At 62.7% G+C, this 24,009-nt stretch carries 18 protein-coding genes; 13 read left to right on the top strand and 5 right to left on the bottom strand.

Annotated features, from left to right (window positions below):
* The first annotated feature begins 34 nt into the window (after nucleotides 1-34).
* A complete protein-coding gene (locus AC1Q61_RS06395; protein WP_050655008.1) occupies nucleotides 35-637 on the top strand; it encodes a TetR/AcrR family transcriptional regulator in 603 nt (200 codons plus the stop codon).
* Here AC1Q61_RS06395 and pip read toward each other — a convergent pair.
* A complete protein-coding gene (gene pip, locus AC1Q61_RS06400; RefSeq protein WP_007730337.1) occupies nucleotides 625-1,584 on the bottom strand; it encodes a prolyl aminopeptidase in 960 nt (319 codons plus the stop codon). The two genes, AC1Q61_RS06395 and pip, sit on opposite strands and share 13 nt — an antisense overlap.
* Nucleotides 1,585-1,685: 101 nt before the next feature.
* Between pip and AC1Q61_RS06405 the strand changes: the two genes are divergently transcribed.
* The 10 genes from AC1Q61_RS06405 (at nucleotide 1,686) to AC1Q61_RS06450 (ending at nucleotide 17,253) form a co-directional block, all read left to right on the top strand.
* Nucleotides 1,686-2,144, top strand: a complete 459-nt coding sequence (locus AC1Q61_RS06405; protein WP_003942982.1) for a hypothetical protein — start codon at nucleotides 1,686-1,688, stop codon at nucleotides 2,142-2,144.
* A gap of 4 nt (nucleotides 2,145-2,148) precedes the next feature.
* Nucleotides 2,149-2,745, top strand: coding sequence for a hypothetical protein (locus AC1Q61_RS06410; protein WP_007730333.1), 597 nt, complete (start codon nucleotides 2,149-2,151; stop codon nucleotides 2,743-2,745).
* 84 nt (nucleotides 2,746-2,829) lie between these two features.
* The gene (locus AC1Q61_RS06415; RefSeq protein WP_007730330.1) at nucleotides 2,830-3,444 is read left to right on the top strand and encodes a TetR/AcrR family transcriptional regulator; all 615 of its coding nucleotides are present in this window, start codon (nucleotides 2,830-2,832) and stop codon (nucleotides 3,442-3,444) included.
* A gap of 15 nt (nucleotides 3,445-3,459) precedes the next feature.
* A complete protein-coding gene (locus AC1Q61_RS06420; RefSeq protein WP_215516166.1) occupies nucleotides 3,460-4,320 on the top strand; it encodes a 3-hydroxyacyl-CoA dehydrogenase in 861 nt (286 codons plus the stop codon).
* 184 nt (nucleotides 4,321-4,504) lie between these two features.
* Nucleotides 4,505-5,548, top strand: a complete 1,044-nt coding sequence (locus AC1Q61_RS06425; protein ID WP_003942919.1) for a ParB/Srx family N-terminal domain-containing protein — start codon at nucleotides 4,505-4,507, stop codon at nucleotides 5,546-5,548.
* A gap of 182 nt (nucleotides 5,549-5,730) precedes the next feature.
* The gene (locus AC1Q61_RS06430; protein WP_492651104.1) at nucleotides 5,731-11,199 is read left to right on the top strand and encodes a glutamate synthase-related protein; all 5,469 of its coding nucleotides are present in this window, start codon (nucleotides 5,731-5,733) and stop codon (nucleotides 11,197-11,199) included.
* A gap of 33 nt (nucleotides 11,200-11,232) precedes the next feature.
* Entirely contained in the window at nucleotides 11,233-13,005 is a 1,773-nt protein-coding gene (locus AC1Q61_RS06435; protein WP_042925253.1) for a sulfite reductase subunit alpha, read from the top strand.
* Between the two features lie 46 nt (nucleotides 13,006-13,051).
* Nucleotides 13,052-13,945, top strand: coding sequence for a ChuX/HutX family heme-like substrate-binding protein (locus AC1Q61_RS06440; protein ID WP_042925282.1), 894 nt, complete (start codon nucleotides 13,052-13,054; stop codon nucleotides 13,943-13,945).
* 129 nt (nucleotides 13,946-14,074) lie between these two features.
* Nucleotides 14,075-15,706 carry an ATP-binding cassette domain-containing protein gene (locus tag AC1Q61_RS06445; RefSeq protein ID WP_042925250.1) on the top strand — a complete coding sequence of 544 codons (1,632 nt, stop codon included), beginning with the start codon at nucleotides 14,075-14,077 and terminating at the stop codon, nucleotides 15,704-15,706.
* Nucleotides 15,706-17,253 carry an ATP-binding cassette domain-containing protein gene (locus AC1Q61_RS06450; protein ID WP_215516168.1) on the top strand — a complete coding sequence of 516 codons (1,548 nt, stop codon included), beginning with the start codon at nucleotides 15,706-15,708 and terminating at the stop codon, nucleotides 17,251-17,253. Before AC1Q61_RS06445 ends, AC1Q61_RS06450 begins: the two co-directional genes overlap by 1 nt.
* Before the next feature lie 11 nt (nucleotides 17,254-17,264).
* On the opposite strand, the gene AC1Q61_RS06455 is transcribed toward AC1Q61_RS06450, so the two are convergent.
* Both AC1Q61_RS06455 and AC1Q61_RS06460 read right to left on the bottom strand, forming a co-directional pair.
* The gene (locus tag AC1Q61_RS06455; RefSeq protein WP_037126297.1) at nucleotides 17,265-17,852 is read right to left on the bottom strand and encodes a sugar O-acetyltransferase; all 588 of its coding nucleotides are present in this window, start codon (nucleotides 17,850-17,852) and stop codon (nucleotides 17,265-17,267) included.
* A 102-nt stretch (nucleotides 17,853-17,954) separates the two neighbouring features.
* Nucleotides 17,955-19,112, bottom strand: a complete 1,158-nt coding sequence (locus AC1Q61_RS06460; RefSeq protein ID WP_030536178.1) for an acetyl-CoA C-acetyltransferase — start codon at nucleotides 19,110-19,112, stop codon at nucleotides 17,955-17,957.
* Between the two features lie 654 nt (nucleotides 19,113-19,766).
* On the opposite strand from AC1Q61_RS06460, the gene AC1Q61_RS06465 reads away from it, so the two are divergent.
* On the top strand, nucleotides 19,767-20,147 hold the full coding sequence (locus tag AC1Q61_RS06465) for a hypothetical protein (protein ID WP_003943006.1): 381 nt from the start codon (nucleotides 19,767-19,769) through the stop codon (nucleotides 20,145-20,147).
* A gap of 96 nt (nucleotides 20,148-20,243) precedes the next feature.
* Here the strand turns inward: AC1Q61_RS06465 and AC1Q61_RS06470 are convergent, their stop codons facing one another.
* Together AC1Q61_RS06470 and AC1Q61_RS06475 are read right to left on the bottom strand one after the other, a co-directional pair.
* Entirely contained in the window at nucleotides 20,244-21,329 is a 1,086-nt protein-coding gene (locus AC1Q61_RS06470; protein ID WP_030536179.1) for an ABC transporter substrate-binding protein, read from the bottom strand.
* Between the two features lie 54 nt (nucleotides 21,330-21,383).
* Nucleotides 21,384-22,214: a siderophore-interacting protein gene (locus tag AC1Q61_RS06475; protein ID WP_042451620.1), complete on the bottom strand. Its 831-nt coding sequence runs from the start codon at nucleotides 22,212-22,214 to the stop codon at nucleotides 21,384-21,386.
* Nucleotides 22,215-22,388: 174 nt separating this feature from the next.
* Here AC1Q61_RS06475 and AC1Q61_RS06480 point away from each other — a divergent pair, with 174 nt between their 5' ends.
* Complete coding sequence (locus AC1Q61_RS06480) at nucleotides 22,389-23,972, top strand: helix-turn-helix transcriptional regulator (protein WP_042925246.1); 1,584 nt, start codon at nucleotides 22,389-22,391, stop codon at nucleotides 23,970-23,972.
* The last annotated feature ends 37 nt before the right edge of the window (nucleotides 23,973-24,009 follow it).

The raw sequence follows: 24,009 nt of genomic DNA on the forward strand, positions 1-24,009 counted from the left end.
CTAACACAACACCTTGTTGCGATAAGGTTGGCTTATGACTTCGACACCACAACGGCCCGGAGGGCGTAGTGCCAGGGTGCGCGAGGCCGTCCTGGCAGCCACGGCGGCCGAATTGTCCGAACGCGGATTCGCCGCGATGACCATCGAGGACATAGCCACCCGCTCCGGAGTCCACAAGACCACGATCTACCGGCGATGGAGCACGCTGTCCCAACTGGTGGCCGACGCGGCCGTCGAGGTATCGGCAACCACCGTTCCCATCCCGGATACCGGTTCCATCGAATCCGATCTGCGCGAGATGGCCAGATCGATAGTCGCACTGGTGACCAGCGAGTCAGGCGGCGCGTTGGTGGCTGCACTGTTCTCCGATGCGGTCCGCACGCCCGAGGTCGCGAGACTCAAGCGCGAGTTCTATTCCGCACGTTACGAACTGGCAGACATCGTCGTTCGCCGAGCAGTCGAGCGCGGGGAGATCTCCGAGAAGGTCTCGGCCGCTGATCTTCTGGCGGCCGTCGCCGCACCCATCTACTATCGCCTGCTGGTCGCCGATCTACCGGTCGACCAGTCGGTTGCCGATCGTGCTGCTGCCGGCGCGCTCGCTGCGGCCCGCGCCGGGGCACTCGATCAGGCCGAATGAGCCAGTGAATTCAGCGCTTCCACGATTGCCTCGTTGAATCCGCTGCCGCCATGCCCGGCGCCGTCGAGTACCACCAACTCACTACCCGGCCAACGCCGGTGGATCGCCCAGGCAGTGTCGAGTGGCCCGGAAATGTCATACCGTCCGTGCACGAGAATCGCGGGAATCTCAGCGAGACGGTCCATTCCGTCCAATATCTGATTCGGCGCCAGGAAGCAGTCGTTACCCCAGTAATGCGTGACCAGCCTGGTCATCACCCGGCGGAAGTCCGGATTCTGGTATCGAACACTCGGAGTCCACCCCGGCATCAGCGACACGTGCACGTCTTCCCAACGGCACCACTGCAACGCGGCATTCTCGCGCACAACAGGATCCGGATCGGCAAGCAGTCGCGCGTACGCCGCGGGGAGGTTTCCGTCACGCTCGTCCACCGGCAACGGCGCCACGAACTCCTCCCATTCACGCGGAAATACCCGGCCCATGGCACGGGTGATCCACTCGATTTCGACCCTCGTCCCGCCGGTGATCGCGCCCAGGGCCATCGCTTGCACCCGCGCGGGAAACGCCTGCGCGTACACCAGACCCAAACTCACGCCCCAGGAAAGTCCCGTGACGATCCATCGCTCGATACCGAGATGCTCACGAAGACGCTCGATGTCTTCCACAATGTGCGCCGTGGTGTTCACGGTCAGATCGACGTCCGGACTGCTCGCTAGCGGAAGACTGCGCCCACAGCCTCGCTGATCGAACAGAACTGCGCGAAAGACTTCGGGATCGAAGAAACGCCTGGCGCCGACAGTGCATCCCGAACCAGGACCGCCGTGTAGGTAGAGAACCGGAATGCCCGCCGGATTGCCGACTGTCTCCCAGTAGAGACTCTGACCGTCCGCCACTTCCAACAGCCCCGACTCGTACGGCTCGACGGGCGGGTACAGGACAGCAGTCATAGGCGGTGATTCTTCCATCAAGCTGCCTACTCGAGTAGGCAGCACGCGGCCGAGCAATGGCCTAGCGTGGACAGGACACCACTGCGACGGGAGTACACCAGATGCGTGATGGGTTCAGGTTGCCGGGATACGGCGGCGCCGCAGTCTTCCTTCGCAGTCATGCGGTTCCCGCCACTGTCTTCGAATCCGACGTACCCACACTCGTTTTCGACGTCGGGCTGCTCAGCCCCGACCGCTTCAATCAGTATCTCAGCCGACATACGGACGACGGATTCGTCGAACGGCTGGCGGCGTTCTTCTTTCACGCGGCCGCAGACTTCCATCCCGAGAAATCGCTTCCGGCGTTCACCGACGAACGACTCGGGCTGATGATCTCGGTCTGTTCCAGCACCGATCGAGAGGTGGAACTCGACTTCTCACTCGCCGAAGATCCCGAATCGGAGGACACCGAACGCGACGAGATGACCTTCGAGACAAGCCGAGTCGTCCTCGCGACCTCGGCGCAGACGGTTTCTCGACTGACCGGTGGAGTAACCACCCACTTCGACGGGGAGTTGTAGAGACATGGGTTTTCTCTTCGAGGTTCTCGATTTTCCCGAAGGCAGTCGGATGACCGATCTGTGGAACAACACATGGGCTGAGCCGGCAATGGGCGAGGAAATTGCCTCCGGCCACTTCATTCATCTGGGCGACGATCAACACGTCGACGTGGAGACCGATTTTCTCAGTAGCCACCTACCGTTCAACGTGGCAGGCTTCGGTGGAGTCTTTCCCGACGGCAAACCTTGGATGTTCGTCATGCAGAAGGCGCCGGCGGACCTCGCGACCAGGCTTCGCGGCGAGGACGATCCGCACTCACTTCTGCGCGGATCACTCGACCGCGCCATGTCTTTCAACCCTGATGCACTGGTGGCCGAGGAATTGTCCTGGAGGCACGCCGATCTGGTGAAGGTGTACGAGGAAGAGGGAATCCCTGCGGTATCCGTCGCGGGTTGGTCGGTTGCGGATCTCCTGCGTGGCCTCTTGGCGCAGTGTTGCAACGTCGAACTTGCCGCCGTCGTCGCCGGATACCCAGAGTGCGCCTATCCCGAATCGGCGCATGCGTGCGAAGCGGACGTGTTCTCAGACGTGTTCGCCGGTTGGGTCAGCGGACTGCGGTGATGTGACGGAGGAGACTCCACCCTCCCGATATTTCGGAGTAGACTCATTTATGAGCGTGATCCGAAATGGAACGAGGTGAGCGGGATGACGAAGCCGGACCAAGAGCTGGGCCGTCGCGAACGCAACAAACTCGAGAAGCAGACACGCATCTTCGACGCCGCTGCCGAACTGTTCGCGGAAAAGGGCTACAGCGCAGTCACAACTCAAGAAATTGCCGACCGCGCCGATGTAGCCGGCGGCACTCTCTTTCGTTACGCCGCAAGCAAAGCCGAGTTGCTGCTCATGGTGTACAACGCGGAATACCGCAAGCAGATCGAATTGGGAGAAGAGTGTGAAGCCAAGTCGACCGGCACAGAAGATCGTGTGCTCGAGCTGGTTTCACCCCTGCTGATCGCAAGTCGCCGAAGCGACGAGAACACCGGCATCTACCAACGCGAGGTGTTGTTCGGTGAGCCCAGCGAGTGTTTCCGGGCCGAAGGCCTGGAACTCTCGCAGCGCCTGCAAACGCGGATTGCGCAAATCTTGCACGAGGCACACCCCCACCACACCACCCGAACCACCACTGCAGCGCGAACGATTTCCAACGTGCTGCACTTCGAAATAGCCCGCGCGGCATTGGACCGGATCACGGCTGACGAACTCACGAACATCGTTGCCGCACAGGTCCGATTGACGCTTGCCGGACTACCCACCGAATAGGATTGAGGATCGAAAATGACTGAACTGAAGCAGATCACCGTTCTGGGTACCGGAGTTCTCGGCTCACAGATCGCCTATCAGGCCGCCTATCACGGCTTCGACGTCGTCGCGTACGACATCAACGCCGAGGTCATCGAAGAGGCCAAGGCTCGGTTCGACTCGTTGGCCGCGGCCTACAAGGCCGAGAACGTCGAGGGTGCCAAGGAAGGCAAGGCTGACGAAGCGCTGCAACGTATTACGTACTCGTACGATCTAGGCGAAGCCGTCGCCAAGGCCGACCTGGTCATCGAGGCAATTCCCGAGGACATCGCCATCAAGCGCGACACCTACGAGAAGCTTGCCACGGTTGCTCCTGAGCACACGGTGTTCGCTACCAACTCCTCGACGCTGCTGCCGAGCGATCTCAAGGAGTTCACCGGCCGCCCCGAGAAGTTCCTCGCACTGCACTTCGCAAATCACGTGTGGGTCAACAACACTGCCGAGGTCATGGGCACCGAGTCCACCGACCCCGCCGTGTACCGCGAGGTCGTCGAGTTCGCGAAGAACATCGGCATGGTGCCGATCGAACTCAAGAAGGAGAAGGCGGGCTACGTACTCAACTCGCTCCTGGTCCCGCTCCTCAACGCGGCCTCCGACCTGCTGATCGACGGCATCGCCGATCCCGACATGGTCGACAAGACGTGGCGTATCGGCACCGGAGCCCCGTTCGGCCCCTTCCAGATCATGGACGTCGTCGGGTTGACCACCGTCTACAACATCTCCTCCCAGGGCGGCGAGAAGCAGCGCGAATTCGCCGACTACATCAAGAAGAACTACATCGACGAGGGCAAGCTCGGCGTTGCTGTCGGCGAGGGCTTCTACAACTACAAGGGCTGATCAATTGCAAGGCTGATCAACTGCAGGGCTGATCAACCAACAGGCTCACCGCGCGGTGGTTACGACGTGAATTCACGTGGTAGCCACCGCGCGGACGTCTGTTGTCAGTAAGTCCGAAACCACCCTGAGCGATTGTGACGCAAGCTTCTTCACGTGCGAACCCATCATCAGGAGAGATCCCCACATGCGTCGTTCCGCCATCTCGGCACTCACAACACTGGCACTGCTCGGCGCCGGAACATTGGTCAGCACTCCCGCTGTCGCCGCTCCCCTCGCGTGTGGCGGAATCTCCACCGGTTCGTTCTCAGGCTCCGCCGGCGGATCGGAGTACCTGTGCGCCAAGGAAGGTGATCTCCTGGACGTGCGCATCGGCGACGTTCACGCGACACAACCGTCACTCGGCTACGACGAGGTGTACTACAAGCTCGGGCGATACACGCTCGGAAAAGACACGATCAACAAGAAGTTCGACGACTGGTGTGAGGCGAACGGTCAGATCCAGGCCGCGACCGCTACTGCGGCGTCGACGCTGAAGGACCCGTCGTCCTTCACCTGCCAGCTCCCGGTGGGTCAGGAAACCGCGGAGAGCATCGCGCCCATGAAGACCGTGGTCGTCGGACCCCGCGGCGATCTCTACCTGACCGACGGTCACCACACCCTCACGTCCTTCATCGAGACGGCCGACGGAGGCCCCGACCTGCACGTGCGACTGCGGGTTCTCGGCAACCTCAGTGGCCTGAGTGAAGGCGCCTTCTGGACCGAGATGGAAAAGAACAAGTGGGTCTGGTCGCGTGACGTCGACGGAAACCAGGTACCGGTCCAGGCTCTGCCGAAGAGCGTCGGCCTGGCCAACTTCGCCGACGACAAGTACCGCAGCTTGATGTACTTCTCCCGCGACATCGGATTCGCCGCAGGCACGATTCCGTTCCAGGAGTTCTACTGGGGCGCCTGGGTCCGCGACACCGCGCCCGTCGACCTCACCAACTGGAATCGCGATGATCTCTCCAGCTACCTGGGCACCGTGAAGTCGGTGACCAAAGCACAGACAGCGTTGACGGGCGATGCCGTCGTCGACAGCGGATTCACTGCCACCGATCTTGGCGTCCTGTCGGCCTGGAACGACGGCAAAGCCGAGTCCAAGGGCGAGTTCGCAAAGCTGTCCAAGCCGTACACAGACGACAAGCCGGGCAAGATCGCCTACGCACTTGCCTACAAAGCAACCCTCTGACCTGCTCAGATCCAAGTCACACCAAGCAGACTTGACTAAGGTAAGCCTCTACTCAGTAGTCTGAACCCATTCGGGTGCCGCTTCATCGAAGCAGCGACGCCCTGCCCTGACGGAATACATGCCGTCGTATCTGCCCGGTCGAACAATCTCCGGGCAACCAGGACAGGGAGAAGGTTGCTGCAGTGAGCACGTCCATCGTCGGTTTGTACGACCCCGCAGATGACAAGAGCAGTTGCGGGGTCGGGTTCATCACGCGCAAGGACGGCGTGCAGACCCACGATGTCCTGATCAAGGGCCGCGAAGCGCTCTGCTCGGTTCCGCACCGCGGCGGTATGTCCTCCGAGGGCGTCGGCGACGGCGGCGGCGTCTCGGTGGACCTCTCCCTCCGGTTCTTCCGCAAGGTAACCGGGCGCTCCGACCTTCGCGCCGGACGCTTCTGCGTCGGCAACTTCTTCCTTCCGGACGACGACGCCCAGCACGCTCGCGCTGCCGCCCTGGTCGAACGTGAACTTCTCGATCGCGGTTTCACCACTCTCGCAGTGCGCGACGTCCCGGTCGACAACTCGGCGATTCGGCCGGCCGCGATCGCGCATCAACTTCCGGTCAGGCAGTGGATTTTCGAGGTGCCCACTCCTCGCCCCGAGCCTGCGGTAGTCGATCGCCTCGTGCACGAAGCTCTGCTCGCCATCGAGGCAATCGCGTACAACACCCCTGCACTACGCGGGTTGTACCCACTCTCGCTCAGCGCGCGAACTCAGGTTCTCAAGGGTCGCTTGAACTCCGACGAAGTGATCCCGTACTTCCGCGACCTGGTCGACCCCGATCACGCCGTGCACACGATGTACTTCCATACGCGGTTCTCGACCAACACGGACCCGCATCCCACGATGGCGCAGCCGTTCCGGTTCATGGCTCACAACGGAGAACTGAACACGGACAAGAAGAATCGGCTCTCCGAAGCTGCTGTCGCCAGTGCAAAACGACGTGCGATCGTCCGTCCGCCCGGCCAGTCCGACAGTTGCCGACTCGATCAGACCCTGGAAGCTCGCGTCATCGAGGACAGTGTCGACCTGGTGACGGCTGTGGTCTCGATGATGCCGCCGGCCTGGGAAAACGACACCACTCTCTCCCCCGCAGTGCGTGCGATGTTCGAGTACTTCTCGCTGTACGAGGAGAAGAACGACGGACCGGCAGCGCTGGTGTTCGGCGACGGCACCATCATCGGTGCGCGCCTGGATCGCCTCGGTCTGCGTCCACTACGCACGATCGAGACACACGACTACGTGTGCGCATTCTCCGAAGCCGGACAGATCGCGTTCGCACCCGAGACGGTGATTCACCGTGGCCGCGTCGAGGCCGGCGGAATGTTGTACTTCGATCATCGCGATCGCCATACCTACACTGCCCGCGAAGCTCTGGAAAAGATTGCCGCTCAGCGCGACTACCAGTCGTTGCTGGAGCAATCGCGAATCCTGATCGAAGACATTCCCACCGTGCCAGCGGAGAAGGTCAGCTCCCCGACCCGCTACAACGGCACCTTCGAGGTTCATCAGCGCTACATGGCGTACTCCCTGGATCAGGAAAGTTTCAAATTCCTGATGGATCCGATGCTCACGCACGGAGCCGAAAAGGTCTCCGCCATGGGTTACGGCAACGCCATCAACGCATTGAGCGACCGCGAAGGCGGCGTGGCTCGTTACTTTTCGCAGCGATTCGCCCAGGTCACCAACCCTCCCCTCGACAGCATCCGGGAAGCGGACGGTATGACTCTCAGGGTTGCATTGGGTGCGAAGATGTCCCCCGGACAGGGCAAGCAGATCGTCATCGCCTCGCCGATCCTCGGGCACCTGGACATGCTCAAGATCCGCGAACAGAACCACACTCCGCACCGCCGCTTCGAAATGCTCTACCCCGCCGAGGGTGACGCGCAGGCAATGGTCGACGCGATGACCGCGCTCGGCAACGCTGTTGTAGCCTTCGCGGCCGAACAGGGCGGAATCGCAGTCCTGACCGACCGCCACGTATCTCACGAGCGCGCAACACTTCCCGCGATCATGGTCGTCGGAGCATTGAACCAACGCCTCATCGACGCGGGCCTGCGACTGCGCGTCTCTCTCATCGTCGAGAGCGGCCAGATCGAGTCCTCACACCACGTTGCGGCCGCACTCGGTTTCGGCGCTTCCGCCGTCTATCCGCTGTCCGTTCAGTTGCGAGCCGAGGAGAAGTTCGCCGCTGACCCGGACGCCGCGTTCCGACGCTTCGCGAAGGCCGCCGAGAAGTCCCTGATGAAGACGATGGGACGCGTCGGTCTGTGCACCGTCGAAAGCTACATCGGCGGAGAATTTTTCGAACCCAACTTCCTCGATACGTCCGACCCTGTTCTGCGCCAGTGGTTCCCCAACATGAAGTCACCGGTGGGTGGCGTCGGTTTCGACACCGTCGCGGTGACCTCGAAGCAGTGGCACGAGCGTGCGAGCGAAGTCGGGGGCGAGAAGGATCTGCCACTGCTCGGCCTGTTCAAGGAGCGTGCAGACGGCGCAGGGCATTCGTTCGGTACCATCGCGGTCCGTAAGTACGTCGAACTCACCGAAGAGAAGATCGCGTTCGACAGTCCCTCCGGAACAGAACAATTCGAGGCTCTACGTCTACTGCCGCTCGGACGGCTCGACGACGCCTTCCGCCTCGACGCCGGGGCATACCGGGCGACGAGCTTCGACCGGTTGACCACCGAGCAGATCGACGACTTCGACATCACCGCCGGGTACCGGGACTTTTCCACTGTCATGGCTGCGGAACGATCGCGTCGTCCCGCCGCGTTGCGCGATGTCATCTCCGTGCCCGGTGATGTCACATTTGCGGTGACGACAGCCGAGTTCACCGACCAGATCAGCCGATTCTCGGTGCGCAGCAATAAGACGATCGTGATGCGTGGAATCCGGTGTGAATCTGCCGCGGACGGCCGGTACACACTTAGCCTGGACGGTCCACTGGCCGACGACACCGCTCGGGTGGTAGCACTCGGCGATGCTCTTTCCGTCGCCTTTGCCGACGACGTCACCATCGAGGCCACCGACCCGGATCTGGTGCTGAATGCAACCGGTATTGCGGCAGAGTTCCTTTCCAAGCTGAGGGTCGCACCGGCAGGTGTACCTCTCTCCGAGGTACAGAGTGCAAGCGACATCACCCCGAAGTTGGCGTCGGGTGCCATGAGCCATGGCGCACTGAACGCTCCGGCGCACGAAGCCGTCGCGCACGGCACGAACATGGTCGGTGCGATGTCCAACAGCGGCGAAGGCGGCGAACACCTTTCGCGCTACAACACGATTCGTGCATCGCGCATCAAGCAGTTTGCATCCGGACGCTTCGGAATCTGGGCGGGCTACCTCGCCGATCCGATGCTCGAAGAGATCGAGATCAAACTCGGCCAAGGCGCAAAACCCGGTGAGGGCGGGCAGCTTCCGGCCGCCAAGGTCACCGTCGACATCGCTGCCGCCCGCGGCGGAACGCCCGGGGTCGAACTGGTTTCGCCGCCGCCTCACCACGACACGTACTCCATCGAGGACCTCGCTCAGCTCATCCACGACTGCAAGGCAGCTCGCATTCGGGTGATCGTGAAGTTGGTGTCCTCGGAAGGAATCGGCACCATCGCCGTCGGTGTCGCCAAGGCCGGCGCCGACGTCATCAACGTCGCCGGAAATACCGGTGGCACCGGCGCAGCTTCGGTGACCAGCCTCAAATACGCGGGTCGTGCGGCCGAGGTCGGTATCGCGGAGGTCCATCAAGCTCTGTGTGCCAACGGCCTTCGCCAGAAAGTCGTTCTGCGATGCTCGGGCGCGCATCAGACCGGCAGCGACATCATCACTTCCGCCCTACTCGGCGCAGACAGCTTCGAGTTCGGTACGTCGGCGCTGATGATGATGGGCTGCGTCATGGCCAAGAACTGCAACATCAAGTGCCCCGCCGGTCTGACCACCAACCCGGAACTGTTCGACGGCGATCCCCGCGCGATGGCGCAGTACCTTCTCAACATCGCTCACGAAACTCGGGAACTGCTCGCGAATCTGGGAATGCGGTCCCTTCAGGAAGCGCGGGGTCGAACGGATCTCCTGCATCTGCTCGATCACCCGTCTGTTGTCGGCAATCTGAAGCTGGACGCGATGTTCGAGTCCGCCCCGGACATCACCATCGACAATCCTGTGTACCTCGAACGTGAGTACGCGCTCGACGAGAAGATCATGGACGAGGTTCGTACGGTGTTCTTCAACCGTGGCGAGGCCTCGGTCGCCGTGTCCGGACCTGAATTCGCCGAAGGTGCACTGCACCTGGGTAACCGGAACAAGAGCGTCGGTGGTCAGTTGGCGATCGACCTCGAACGTGAACTCAACTACGGAGCGGCCGGGCTTCTCGCTCCGGGAGTACTGACCGACGAGCGCGGGCGACGGTATCTGGCGCCGGGCAGCGTGCGCGTCCTGACGACCGGATCTGCGGGCCTGTCGTTCGGCGCATTCTGCAACGACGGCATGCACCTGGAACACACCGGGACATGTAACGACGGCGTAGGAAAGAGCATGAGCGGCGGCGTGATTGCCGTGCGCAGCCCAGGCGGCGGCTCCAGTGACGCCGGTGGAAACGTGTTGATCGGCAACTTCGCACTCTTCGGCGCCACCGGTGGACGAGTGTTCGTCGAAGGTGAAGCAGGCGATCGCTTCGCAGTTCGTAACTCCGGCGCCAGTGCTGTCGTAGAAGGTGTCGGAGACTTCGCCGGCGAGTACATGACCAACGGTGCTGTCGTGAATCTCGGCGAGTTCGGCAAGGGTGTCGGCAACGGCATGAGCGGCGGGTTCTTCTACCAGTACGACCCTCGCGGCGAATTGGCACTGCGAGCAAGTACCGATTCCGTACTGCTGGGTTCGATCACCGCTGCGACCGATCCTCTGGCCGCCGTCCACAACCACGCGGTACAACTCCTGCTCGAACTGCATGTGGAAGCAACGGGATCCGCGCTCGGAACCCGACTACTCGAGAACTGGGAAGTCGAACAGCACTCGTTCGTCTACGCCATGCCCAAGGCATTGATGCTTTACCAGGACAGCGATGCAATCCTGGCTGCGAAGTCGCACAAAGAGCTTCTCGAAGAATTGGCGTCCGCCATCGCAGCACGTCAGGTCCGCACGTTCAAACTCGCAGTGCGCGATGGGCGCCCCGCACTGAACGGAGCAGTCCCCGCCTATGGCGAGACCGATACCGCGACGATGTATGCGCTGCTCAGTGCGTACACCGTGCTTCACTTCGCACAACAACTCGCCGCCGCCCGCACGCCGGGTGCGTCCGGACCCGACGATCCAGCAGTGCAGAAGGCGGCCCGAAACCTGGTGCTGACCGAGGACTTCGCCCTCGTCCAGCACTTGGTCAAGTACTCGAAAGAGATTCTGGCCGACTACGACGACGAACAGTTGGCTGCGCTGATTGCAGCCAAGCGGGTCGACGACTACAAGCAGGCGCTGAGCCTACGCAACGTGTTGGCCATGGACAGCCCGGCGACGTACGGGTGGATTCTGTTTCAAGACAACAAGAATCGGGACAAGCTCGGATCACTGCCGAACTTCGACGAACTGTTCGCTTCGCGCACGATCCCCGACCTGGTGTCCTGACCTCCTCCCCCGAAAGTAGGTGAGCTTCAAATCATGGAAATCCCGTACATCCCCGAATACGCACCGTTCACCGGCGACCAGCGCGCGTGGCTTTCCGGATTCCTGGCCGGTCTACACTCGCGAACTGTCATGTCCGGTCAAACCGGTACTGCAACAGCGACAGTGGAGAGAGCTGCCGGCGCAGCCGTGCACATCCTTTACGGAAGTCAGACCGGCAACGCGGAGTCCTTGGCTGAAGACGCAGCCGCAGCTGCTCGTGCCCACGGTCTCGAACCACTTGTCGCGGGTCTGAACACCGTGGATATCAATGCACTTTCCGCCATGCGCCGGGTGCTCGTCATCACCTCCACCTACGGCGAGGGCGAGATGCCCGACAACGCGCAGCTGTTCTGGGATGCAGTCGAATCCGAGAGTGCGCCCCGGCTGGAGGGTCTCTACTTCGGAGTCCTCGCACTCGGTGACACCAGCTACGACGGGTACTGCCAGTCGGGAAAGAACATCGACGCCCGCTTCGAAGCGCTCGGCGGGACCCGGGTTGTCGACCGCACCGATTGCGACGTCGACTACGAGGATCCGGCGGCCGAGTGGATCGTTCGGGCCGTCGCTGCGGTGGCCGGTGTCGACGGTGATGCGGGGGCCGCTGCCTCGCCGGTTGCGCCCGCTCAGACGAAGACCAAGTCCCAGTGGACTCGCAAGAACCCCTATCCTGCAACCGTCCTCGCCAACCGGCTGTTGTCCGGCGAGGACTCAGCCAAGGAAGTCCGCCACTTCACCTTTGCGCTCGGCGAGGACGGTCTGGACTACGAGGCCGGAGATGGATTGGGCATCCGCCCGATCAACGACCCCGCCCTCGTCGAGGCGATCATCCATCAGCTCGGTGTCAGCGGCGATTACGTGGTTACCGCGAAAGACGGCTCGTCCGCACCGTTGGACCAGGTGTTGACCAGCGACTACGAGATCTCCATTCCCTCGCGCGATTTGATCGAAGACATCGCCCGACGCAGCGGCGACGCCGAACTGCAGCATATTCTCGACACGGAAGATCGGGAAGCGCTCGATGCGTGGCTGTGGGGCAAGGACGTTCTCGATCTCCTCCAGTTGGACAACAGCATTCGCCTGAATCCCGAGGATCTGCTTACACTTCTTCGCCCGCTGCAACATCGGGTCTATTCGATCTCCTCCAGCCCGCTGGCCCACGACGGCACCGTCCATCTGACGGTAGCGAGTGTGCGCTACCGCTCGGGCGAGCGGGACCGCGGCGGCGTCTGCTCGACGTACCTGGCGGACCGCGTCGGCGAGGGAGATCGGGTCGGAGTTTTTGTCTCCAAGAACAATTCGTTCCGCCTACCCGCCGATGACGCTGTTCCCGTCGTGATGATCGGCCCCGGAACCGGCATCGCACCCTTCCGCGCTTTCCTGCACGAGCGTCGCGCGCGCAACGCGTCGGGGCAGAATTGGCTGTTCTTCGGCGATCAGCATCAGTCGAGCGACTTCATCTACGAGGACGAGTTGAACGGGCTGACCCGTGACGGTGTCCTGACTCGCCTCGATCTGGCCTTCTCGCGCGATCAGTCCGAGAAGATCTACGTTCAGACTCGTATGCGCGAGCAGGGCCGAGACTTGTTCGACTGGCTCGAAAACGGTGCGCACGTGTACGTCTGCGGCGACGCCACTCGGATGGCAAAGGACGTCGACGACGCGCTGCACGAGGTCGTCGCCGAGCACGGTGGGTTGGATGCGGACGCCGCTGAGGATTACGTCAACAACCTCAAACGATCGAAGCGGTACCTAAGGGATGTCTACTGAGATGTACCCGCACCGTGGCGAATGTCGTTGTGCAGCTTTGGCGCGCATGTCGGACCTGGACGCACTGCTTGCGCGTCCGGGGTTCCGTGGTGAACTGATCGACACCGCACCTGACGTAGTCGGCGAAATGTTGCCGCTCTTGGACGACACGGTAGCAATCACCGTCGCAGGCCCGGTGGCTGTCAACGACTCGGGCAAGTACTCCGTTCCGACAGTTCCCGGCGATCCGTTGGTCTGCGCGCCCGGGCTCGTCGCTCTGCGTTTGAACGTTGCCTCCCTCGGCTCGGTGGTGACCACTGAAGCAGAGCAGCACATACCGCCGACGCTCCGCATGTTCGACATCCACGGATCAAGTTCACACACCACGTATTTGACCCCGGCCTCGGATCGTCTCGCCTTCGAAGCGATGCGAACTGCGCCGAGCACTGCGAGGGAAACAAGCACTCCCATCCAGACATCGAATACGCCCGCATTCTGGGCCGAAGCCGATCAGCTGACACAGCTCGACTTCATCCTCGCGGACGGCGGCAGCGAACGTCGTAGCGGCCTGGTCGCTCTGGGCGCCCTCGGTTACCGGCGAGTTGATCCTCACCTCATGGCTGCCGGGATGGAGCACCTGTCCTACCACCAACTGCCCGTCACGACCGTCGTCGCCGGGAACGGATGCCTGCAGATCCACCGTGGTGACCTCGACGCCGCAGCCATGTTCGGGGGGACGCTGACTTTGGCGTCCGACACCTGCCGGACGGTGATCGACCTGAATGGTGTCTCGGAGTGCTGGCTGACCCTCACCCACGGCGTTCACGGCCTGACCAGCTCGATCGAGATGTACGACTTCCGCCGCAAATGCGTGGCAGTCTTCACCCAAACGGGTCCAACCGAACCCGCAGTCATGGGCGTGTGGGAAGACGTCATGAGTTCCATCTCGGCCGCATCCTGACACCGACAGATGCTGGGCGAGTGTAAGAAATCGGCGTACGGCGATAACCACATGGAGCCATCGACCCCTAACCTTAGGTCTCGGTCATTTGTCGTGCCTGCACCCTGACGCTGATTCAAGGAGTTATCCATGCCCCGCCCTCTCGTCGAACCGTCGCTGGTCCCGGCCTTGCGCCCGGCGCTGCCTGCATTGGCTGCCGGGGTCGTCGCGGCCGCAGCGTCGGGGGTCGCGATGCTCGGGGCGCTCTGGTGCGTCGTGCAACTCATCGGTGAACCGTCGATGAGCTGGGCCGGGTGGGCATGTGGGCTGTGGCTCACCGGGGTAACGCTCGCTGCCACGTCGTCGTGGCTCTCGCATCACGCCGAGTCACTCTTCGAGGCCAGGCTTCGACGCCAGCTCGCAGCCCACCTCGTTCGCCTACCGGCAAGCACGCTGTCCCGCTACAGCGGAGACGCACTGCGGAGGCTCGTTTCGGACGACATCTCGGCGCTGCACCATATGACTGCGCACCTACCGGCCGAGTTCGCCACACTCATCGTGGTCCCCGCGGTCACGATCGCGGCGTTGGTTGCCTCAGCCGGCCCCGTGGCGCTTCTCGCTCTGGCTCCCGGCATCGTGGCAGCTCTGTTCTACCTGGTCGTGATCCCCCGAATGGCCGCTCGGCACAGCGCCGAAAGTGCAGATGTCATGGGCGACATCGTGACTGCCGTGGACGACTATGCCCGCGGCATCCGCGTCTGCCGGATCTACGGCGCGCAGACCGGCGCTGCCGCCGACTATGCAGAATCGACAGCACGGTTCACCCGGGGAATGCAGGAGCGCGTTCGACTCGTGGCTACCCCTGCGGCCGTCGCCGTTGCCCTCATGCAGGCGACGGCGACGTTCGCGATCGCCTATGCCGTCGGATTCCACTGGGATGCAACGACGTTGGCCGCCACCATTCTCTTCAGCCTCGCAATCGTGACACCGGCCCTGCGGCTCGGGCACGGCCTCGACTACGTCGCTGCTGGACGCTCTGCTGCGGGCCGGCTCGCCGCTGCCCTGGACGAACCCACCCTCCCTGCCGGTGAAGCGCCAACCGTTCCGGCCTCGAGTCCCTCCGATCGACTGGAGATCGTCAACCTGACTGTCACGATCGCGGACCGCAGAGTCGTCGACGACGTCACGCATGCATTCCGCCCAGCCACGATCACTGCGATCACGGGACCGAGTGGAGCAGGCAAGACGACGCTCCTGAAAACATTGGCCGGCTTCGAGATCCCGGAACTGGGTACCGTCCGCTACGCAGGTCGTAGCATCACCGCGATCGACGAGAACCTGCGGCCACAGTCCGTTCTGCTCACACCCCAGGGCGCAGACGTGTTACCTGCCACGGTGCGCGAGAACATCGCGCTGGCCGCCCCCGATGCAACGGACGCGGAATACACCGCCGCACTACGCCGGGCACAGATCGACGTCAGCCTCGACGCCCACGCAGCTTCACTCTCCGGCGGAGAACGTCAGCGAGTCGGGATCGCTCGGGTGTTCCTCTCGCCCGCAGCAGTACTGCTGCTCGACGAGCCGACCAGTGCACTCGACGATCGGACAGCGGCAGAACTGCTGAAAGAATTGCGGTACCTCGCGCACGACGAAGGAAAGACGGTCGTGATCGTCACCCACGACCCCGCTCTTGCAGACGATGCCGACGATCGACTCGACCTCGGCGGTCGAAACGTGAACGACGCCGCGTCGCACAATGCAGCCCTGACTGGAGCCGAATAATGAACAGCGCCAATGCAGTCCGACGACGCTTGATCACCATCGGACTCGGTTGGGTGTCCGTCGCTGTCCTCGAAGCGATCGCGTACACCACCCTCGCGCTCTCGATCGCTGATCACCGGTCGCCGGTTCTCGTCCTGGCCACGGCCACCATTGCTCTCTTCGTGACCGTCCTGGTCTCGCGGGGCGGTTACTTCACCGGGGCTCGACTCGTCGGCGATCTCTACGACGCTCTCGGCGATGCCTTCGCCCGTGCGAAACTGTCCTGGTTCACCGACGACAACCGGGCACTGCTCGCCACCGTCGCCGGGCGCGGGATCCCGTCGCTGATGAGTGTTCCCGCGCACCAACTTCAGACCTTCCTGGTTGCACCGCTGATCCCGCTGCTCCTGCTTCCTGGGATCGCGGTCGTCGCGGGGCCAGGTGTCATGCTGCTCGTCGGTGGACTGCTCGCCGTGTCGCTCGCCGCTCAGACGCTGGCCCAGCGTGCGCTCAGCCGAGCGGACGAGCGCCGACACGAAGCCGAGCTCGCAGCAACTCAGTCGACACTCGAACTCACCGATCATCTCGAATTACTGCGTACGGCAGCCGGTCCCACACGTTCCATCGAACGAATCGAGCGAAGCTGGCGGAATCAGGAAGCCGCGCTTGCACGGACAAATCTCGCCGCGGCACCAGCGACATTCATCTCGGCGATCGCCACCATTGTGCCGTTGGCAGGTGCAGTGATTTTCCTCGCTGCCACCGGATTCGACGATCCCGCAGCCGCTCTCGCCCTCGTCATCCTCACCGCCCGCGCCGCTGCGCCGCTCGACGAACTCGCCCTGGCCGGAATCGGAGTCAACGAGCTGCGCGCAACGGTTCGCGACTACCGCACAGCGACTTCGGCTCCCGCACTGGCCGAGCCCGCACCCCGGGACGCCGCGCGCCCTGTTGGAACTGACATCGAGGTCGCCGGGGTAGACCACGCTCCGGTTCTGCGCGGCATCACCGCGAAGATCCCCGCGGGTGAGCGAGTTCTCGTCGCAGGACGCTCGGGTACGGGGAAAAGCACACTTCTCGGGCTGCTCATGCGCTTCGACGATCCTGACCAAGGCAGCGTCACTCTGGGCGGAGTTTCATTGCGCGACTTGCCCTACGACGCTCTGGCGGCACATATCGGCTACGTGCCGCAGGACCCACTCGTGTTCTCGGGCACCCTCGGGGAGAACATCGGACTTGGAAGACCGGGCGCTACCGAAACCGAGATCGAGGACGCCGCAAGGCGCGCTGCCCTCGGCGCCGTTCTCGACCGCTCGACGCTCGGCATTCATCAGGACATCGGACACCAGGGTGCCGCTCTCTCCGGTGGCGAACGTCAGCGGGTGGCGATCGCTCGCGCCTTCCTCAAAGACGCTCCCGTCCTGGTTCTCGACGAAGCCACCTCGGCCCTCGACGAGGCCACCGAGCGCCGTATCGCCGGCGCCGTGCGGGAACTGGCGGCCACCGTCTTCGTCGTCACCCACCGCGACCCCGCCATCTGGGAGCCCACCCGCACGATCACCCTCTGACATCGCATGCCCTAGTGCTCGCGTTGCAGTCCCTCAACTTCGGCAGGTGTCCGACGGATAACCCTTGCCGGCGATCCAGCAGCAACGACGTGATCAGGAATGTCATGCAAGACCACACTTCCCGCGCCGATCACGGCGTTGTGACCGATCGAAACTCCTGCACCGACAGTGACTGAGGCGCCGAGCCACGTGTTCTCACCGATGACGATCGGAGCAGCCCGCTCCCATCCCTCGCGGCGCCGTCGATGATCATCGACAGGGTGCAACGCTGTCATCAGCTGGGCTCCAGGCCCGATCCTCACGTCCGCGCCGATCGTGATCAGCGCATCATCCATGAAGAACCCGTTCGCGTTGACGAATGCGTTGGCTCCGAGCCGAATGTTGTGTCCGTAGCTGCATTGGAACCGCGGCACCACCAAAGCTCCGTCACCTACCTCACCAAAAAGGCTGGCGAGAGCCCGTGAGCGGACAGCGTCGTCGTCCGCCGCAGCCCCATTGAACGAGTCGAGTCGACGCCAACACTCCAGCCGCCGCTGCCTCAGCTCGTCATCATCGAGATACCACTCACCACGAGCAAGACGATCCGCCTGTTCTCCCACACTCGGATCGTCGCACACCGCGCCACGGCACCCCTGTTGGGCGCGTTGCACCCGACAAAGCGCTACAACAGAAGGTCTTCCATGCCGCCCAATTTCTCGAGCTCAGCTCAGCCGCTCGATGATGGTGACGTTCGCGGTCCCGCCACCCTCACACATGGTTTGGAGTCCGTACCGTCCATCAATGCGGTCCAACTCGTGCAACATCGTGGCGAACAACTTGGTGCCAGTGGCCCCAAGAGGGTGGCCCAATGCGATTCCACCACCGTTGGGATTGACCCGGGAGGGATCTGCACCCGTCTCGATCAACCAGCTCAGAACTACCGAAGCGAATGCCTCGTTCATTTCTACGGTATCCATCTGGCCGATCGCCATGCCGGATTTCGCCAGTGCATACTTCGTCGCGGGTATCGGCGCCGAGAGCTGCAGCATCGGATCGTCGCCGCGCACGCTCATATGATGAATGCGCGCACGTGGCTTCAATCCATGAACCTCGAGCGCCTTCTCGGAGACAATCAGGGCCGCTGATGCGCCGTCACAGATCTGCGAAGCCACAGCAGCCGTCAGCAACGAGCCATCCCTCAATGCGGGCAGTGCAGCCATCTGCTCCATGGATGTCTCTCGTGGGCATTCGTCAACGACGCATTGGCCCAATGACACTGTCTCACGCTCGAATCGGCCGTCTGTGATGGCAGCACGGGCACGCTGATGCGATTGCAGTGCCCACTCCTCCATGTCTTCACGGCTGATACCCCATTTCTTGGCAATCAGGTCGGCGCCGACGAACTGTGAGATTTCGGCCTCGCCGAATCGTGCTGCCCACCCCCGGGACTTGCTGAAGGGCGTGTCGAATCCGTACTCGTTGCCGGCACGCATCGCCGCCGAGATAGGAATCGAGGACATGTTCTGCACACCGCCGACAAGCACCACATCTTGGGTCCCGCTCATGACCGCTTGCGCTGCGAAGTGGACGGCTTGCTGTGAAGATCCGCATTGTCTGTCGACTGTCGTTCCTGGGATGTCCAACGGTAGGCCTGCTGAAAGCCAGGCAGTGCGGGCAATGTTGCCCGATTGCGGCCCGATAGCGTCGACACAACCGAAGATCACATCGTCGACGGCCATCGGGTCCAGTCGAGTGCGGTCGAGAATCGATGTGATCACGTGGGCCCCCATGTCCGCTGGGTGCTCTCCTGCGAGCGAGCCGTGCCGTTTACCCACCGGAGTGCGGAGCGCATCGACGACATAAGCCTGAGGTGCAACCATACGAACTCCTTCGAAATCGAACTTTGTCGGGCTTTCGATGTCGCACACACTCTAGCGATCAAGCATTTGTTTGGTAGATGAAACGTGATTTCGAGACCCGCAGCCACCACCACAGGATTGGTCTCCGCACTTCTATCCAACGAAATCCACTGCTGTCGCAATCATTCGACAGTTAGAGGCTCGACCCCCAAACGCGGCTTGGCTGCCCACGCCGCAGACCCCTCACGCCAGCGTGAAACCGCGAAAGATGCGAGAACAGCTGCGGGAGTGCATCTTCGAGCGGAACGAGCGCATCATCCATATCCATTGCCTTCCCTGAGAAATCGTTCAGCCCGCCTTGCGAACAACACCAGCTTTGTCGAGCTACACCGCAAGCCGGCTGGCCGATGGCTGGAAAGTTAGTACTTTCGGTGGAGCCCAGCACGATTGGGCTATTCACCGCCCAATACAGGCTTCGTATACCGATACGCGTTGCAGGACAACGATTCTACAAACGGTCACGCACTCAGCGATTCATGAACCGCCGCTGGCTCGAAAACTGGATCCCCTTGCGGTAATTGCGCTCCGGGTAGAGCATGGGCACCACACCGTCTTCGATTACCGGAGGTTACCGTGACGAATCTCGTACGCCGACTATCTGCCTGCGTATCCATAGTGGCCGTATCGGTTCTCGCGCCCGCAGCCGTTGCCTCCGCTGCGGTCACCGTTCCGTTCCAAATCAACCCGGCGCCGTTCGGGAACCCAAACGGCAGCTTCGACGCACCCCCTGTCCACTGTGTGGCGGTAGTCGGCGAACAACCTGGCACGGTGACGATCACCGGCGCCAAAGACGAGCGGTGGGGTTGCATGCTTTCGACGGAAGTGCGCTGGATGAACCTCTCGACAGGAGCCTCCGGCACCGGTCGGCTTTCTGGCGACAACCAAGGAACCCCGGGAGAGGCAACCCTGCAGACTGGAGCCGGGCAAGTTGCCGTCGCCATATTGCCTGCCGCCGGACCTGTCACCCCGGGTTTCGCAACCTTCTTCGTCCCATAGGCAACCCTCAAACCCGGGACACCTGCTGTACGAACGACCCGTCGCCACACAATCGTGTGGCGACGGGTGAGGGCTTTCCGTTCTCCAGTTGTACGCCTACAGCTTCGCGCTGATGAGCGGCACGATATGTTCAGCCGCCCACATCGTTCCGATCGGGCCACCGCTCGTGATTGCCCACAGAACGTCGCCACCGTCGGCGGTGCGAGGAGGCAGAGCGACCCAACGACCGGAGGACACCGCTCCCAGCGCTTGGAAGAGCTTCCCGCCGGTCAGCTTGTCGAAATCCTCCTCGCTGCCGGCGGCACTGCGGCCGATCAGCAGGAAGTCCGCATCGATGTTCTCGAGAAGTTCCTCGCCGACAGTGCTTTGGGTGACGAACTCCTGTGCACGCGGGTTCTCGGCAAAACCGAGCTCGCCCAAGAAAGTTGCCGGAGCCGAATCGGGCGCTGAAAGGTACTGCAGCCCATTGCCGGTTCCGTAGAAGATCGCCCAGGTTGCGGTCAGGCCAGTGAGTTCAGGGTTCTCCTGACGCACCTTCGCAAAATACCGATCATGGTCCGCCACGATCTTTTCGGCTGCCTTCGAGAGGTCGAGTGTCTCGCCGAGTACGCGGATCGATTCCTTCCACGGCACGAGCATCCGCGACTTCGTGTCGGGGCTCGTCACCACCGGTGCGATGGAGGACAAACGTTCGTAGTAATCGCCCATCGACAAACCACCCAGGCCGTCGGCCCAGCCGACGGCGACGATGAGGTCAGGTTCGCTCGCGGCGATCGCTTCGACGGGAAGTGTGCCGCCCATCGCGAACTCGAAGGTGTCGAGATCCTCTGCGCCGTAAGGCAGCAAGTACGACTGGGAAGCCGACTCCTTGACCATCGACGAGGAGAGAACGGGTTTGACGCCGAGCGCGAGGAGCATTTCCGTGTCGACGGCATTGGGGACGATTGCGGCAACCCGCTCCGGGCGCTTCTCGAGAATACTTGTACCATATGGCGATTCCAGGGTCAGCGGGTAAGTAGTCGTTCCTTCCGCAGCGGGAAGGGCGTTCCCCTCCGAACCGGGAGTGGACGCCGTTTTCGAGTTTTCGGCCGAGGCCGAGCACCCGGACACAAGGAGCGCTGCGGCGAGCGCGGCCCCGATCAGTCCGATGATCCGTGATCGTCTGGTGCGCAGGACTGTCATTTCTGCCTTTCGGTGTTATCGAGCGCTTCGGTCTTACCGAGCGATGGAGCCGGGTCAGGAATCTGTGCGCACTGTGTCGCTGCGTTTCCAGTAGCCGGTGAAATCGATGTCGGTCTTCGCAATTCCTCGATCACGAATCAAATGACGCCGAAGCGAGCGAATCGTCGCCTGTTCGCCTGCAAGCCAAGCGAATACGCGTCCGTCAGGCCATTCGACTGCACTGACCGCGTCGAGCAACAAAGAATTAGTGCCGGGCTCCGCCCCCTCGCGTGGCAACCACGTGACACTCACCCCGGGCAACTCGCGCACCGATTGAATGTGAGCCGAGTCCGCAATTTCGACGAACACATGCCCCCTGGCATCGGCAGGCAATTCCTCGAGCAGACGTGCGATCGCAGGTAGCGCCGTCTCGTCACCGACGACGAGCAGATACTCGCAATCTTCCGGGAGTCCCTGCGATACAGAGGGACCCGCGATGTGCATTCGGTCGCCCGGGCCGGCGTCGCGCGCCCAGGTGGTAGCAACTCCACCGCCGTGAACGACGAAATCGACGTCGAGTTCACTTGTTCGCGGATCGTAACGGCGCACGGTGTACGCGCGGGCAAGTGGACGGCGTCCCGCTGCGAAAGTCACAGTGCCGTCGACTATCACCGGCAAGACCGGATCGGTTTCGCCAGGATAGGCGAACAACAATCGGAGGTCGTCGTCGAAGCCGGTGCTGACGAAGGCGGGCTCGGCAAAGCCGTCGGCGTTTGTGAAGGTGTCGAGCTGCGCTCCGGTGAGCGTCACTCTCCGCATGCCCGGCGTCACGTCTGTCACCCGACGTACCTCGAGTTCACGCAAGGTGACTGAGTACGCCGTTGTCGGACGGGTGTTTCGGGGCACGGAAAGACTCCTCGGAAGCGCACAGACGGGGGGGGTTCGACCCACGCTCGATCACGGCGGAAGGGCCATTGAATAAAGCTAGCCTCCCCTAATCGGCTACGGTTATCCGTGCGTGCCGACTTCTTACACTCATCGGTGGCTGCGTGAGAAAGCATCTGAATCGGGAGGGCATACGTGGGACCACGGTTGGTGTTCTCCGCGGGCGAAGTCCCCGAGATCCCCGCGTCCCGACTCTCCTTGATCGCGAATGCACGTGAGCCACTGCTCTTCTGGGTACACACCGGACACGCGGAACTACAGATTGGCGACCGCACCCGCAGCGTGACCGCTGGGGCGGCAACCTGGGTGCCCGCGGGAATCGCCTACAGCATCCGAGTCGACCCGGGAGCGGTCGCGTTTCCCATTCCGATGCCCGCTGCCGACCTGCCGCCCACGTTGAACCGGATCATCGATTTCGAGATCCCGGCAGCCTGGCAGGACTGGCTCGTCCACCAGTTCGCGCACAACTTGGGATTTCTGCGCGGTGGGGCGACTGTGGGGGCCGGACTACTCGAGCTTGTCGCGGGGGCCCATTCCAACGACGCCGACGCTTCGGTGTCGTACGCCCCACCGAATTTGCCACGCTCGGCCGAGACCCTCGAGATCGCTCGCACGCTTCTACGGACGCCAGCCGACGACACGGAGCTTTCCCAGTTCGCCCGGCAACTCAAGATCGGCGTCCGCACCCTGCAGCGCCGATTCACGGAGGAGACGGGGTTGCCTTTCGCGCGTTGGCGCACCTCGGCCCGGATCGCGGCAGCAATCGCATACCTGAACTCCGGCCGCGAAATCGGATGGACGGGTGGGCAGGTCGGATTCGCGACGCCCGCGGGATTCACCCGTGCCTTCCGTGAACACACCGGTGTGACACCCCGTGACTACACACGTGCAAACCAAGGCTCAGCGCCGATCCATGAGAACGAGACCTTGGCACAGAGCGTCGCACTCTTGTCCGAGGAAGGCGCCCACTCAGGCTCGGCGCCGATACCGCCGACGATTCCCGCAAGCGGAACGTGGGCCAGGGTCAACAACTTTCACGTCATCGTCTGGATCTACCGAGGCTCCGCCCGGGTCACTTTCGGCGACCGAACCTGGAATCTGAGGCGGGGCGACGCGATGTGGCTTCCCGCGGGAGTACGCAACAGCGTCGAGATCGCGGAGGGTTCGCTTCTACTTCCGCTCGGATCCCAGCCTGGCGACTCTCCCGTCACTGCACCGCCGCCACGAGTGCTGCACTTCGCGCGCGAAGCGGAGGCGTATCTGTTGCACACGGTCGTTGCGAATTACACCCTTCTGCGCCCCGAAATCCATGACCCAGCGAGGATCTCGAGGCTGATCCGAAACAGCGCGGCGACGCGGACACCCGGCGGCCGAACCGATCCTGTCGAAACGATCCTTACCGCACTCCGCGCGGACCCCACCGATTCGCGCACGCTGCCGGAGTGGAGCGCTCGACTCGGCGTCGACGAGGGCCTGCTCCACAAACGCTTCGTAGCGGCCACCGGCCAGAGCTTCCCGCGCTGGCGCGGTCAGTTGCGGATGACCCTCGCCCGCGCTTACCTCGAGGAGGGCTTCTCGGCCGGAGAGACCGCCCGTCGACTCGGCTACGCGCACGCGTCCGGATTCACCAAGGTCTTCATCGGTGCCCACGGCATGTCGCCCCGGGACTACCAGCGCCGCGGATGGCGGGGAACGGTCGAAGGACTCATCGACTCGTGACCTTCCGACGGATGAGTCCTTCGATCCGTCGTGTCGC

The sequence above is a fragment of the Rhodococcus sp. MPR-R1B genome (assembly GCF_058793255.1).

Coding starts and splice junctions, on each gene's coding strand:
- AC1Q61_RS06410 (WP_007730333.1), top strand. CDS start 2,149: ATGGGTTTTCTCTTCGAGGTTCTCGATTTTCCCGAAGGCAGTCGGATG.
- AC1Q61_RS06460 (WP_030536178.1), bottom strand. CDS start 19,112: ATGGTTGCACCTCAGGCTTATGTCGTCGATGCGCTCCGCACTCCGGTG.
- AC1Q61_RS06405 (WP_003942982.1), top strand. CDS start 1,686: ATGCGTGATGGGTTCAGGTTGCCGGGATACGGCGGCGCCGCAGTCTTC.
- AC1Q61_RS06445 (WP_042925250.1), top strand. CDS start 14,075: ATGCCCCGCCCTCTCGTCGAACCGTCGCTGGTCCCGGCCTTGCGCCCG.
- pip (WP_007730337.1), bottom strand. CDS start 1,584: ATGACTGCTGTCCTGTACCCGCCCGTCGAGCCGTACGAGTCGGGGCTG.
- AC1Q61_RS06425 (WP_003942919.1), top strand. CDS start 4,505: ATGCGTCGTTCCGCCATCTCGGCACTCACAACACTGGCACTGCTCGGC.
- AC1Q61_RS06450 (WP_215516168.1), top strand. CDS start 15,706: ATGAACAGCGCCAATGCAGTCCGACGACGCTTGATCACCATCGGACTC.
- AC1Q61_RS06435 (WP_042925253.1), top strand. CDS start 11,233: ATGGAAATCCCGTACATCCCCGAATACGCACCGTTCACCGGCGACCAG.
- AC1Q61_RS06415 (WP_007730330.1), top strand. CDS start 2,830: ATGACGAAGCCGGACCAAGAGCTGGGCCGTCGCGAACGCAACAAACTC.
- AC1Q61_RS06470 (WP_030536179.1), bottom strand. CDS start 21,329: ATGACAGTCCTGCGCACCAGACGATCACGGATCATCGGACTGATCGGG.
- AC1Q61_RS06440 (WP_042925282.1), top strand. CDS start 13,052: ATGTCGGACCTGGACGCACTGCTTGCGCGTCCGGGGTTCCGTGGTGAA.
- AC1Q61_RS06395 (WP_050655008.1), top strand. CDS start 35: ATGACTTCGACACCACAACGGCCCGGAGGGCGTAGTGCCAGGGTGCGC.
- AC1Q61_RS06420 (WP_215516166.1), top strand. CDS start 3,460: ATGACTGAACTGAAGCAGATCACCGTTCTGGGTACCGGAGTTCTCGGC.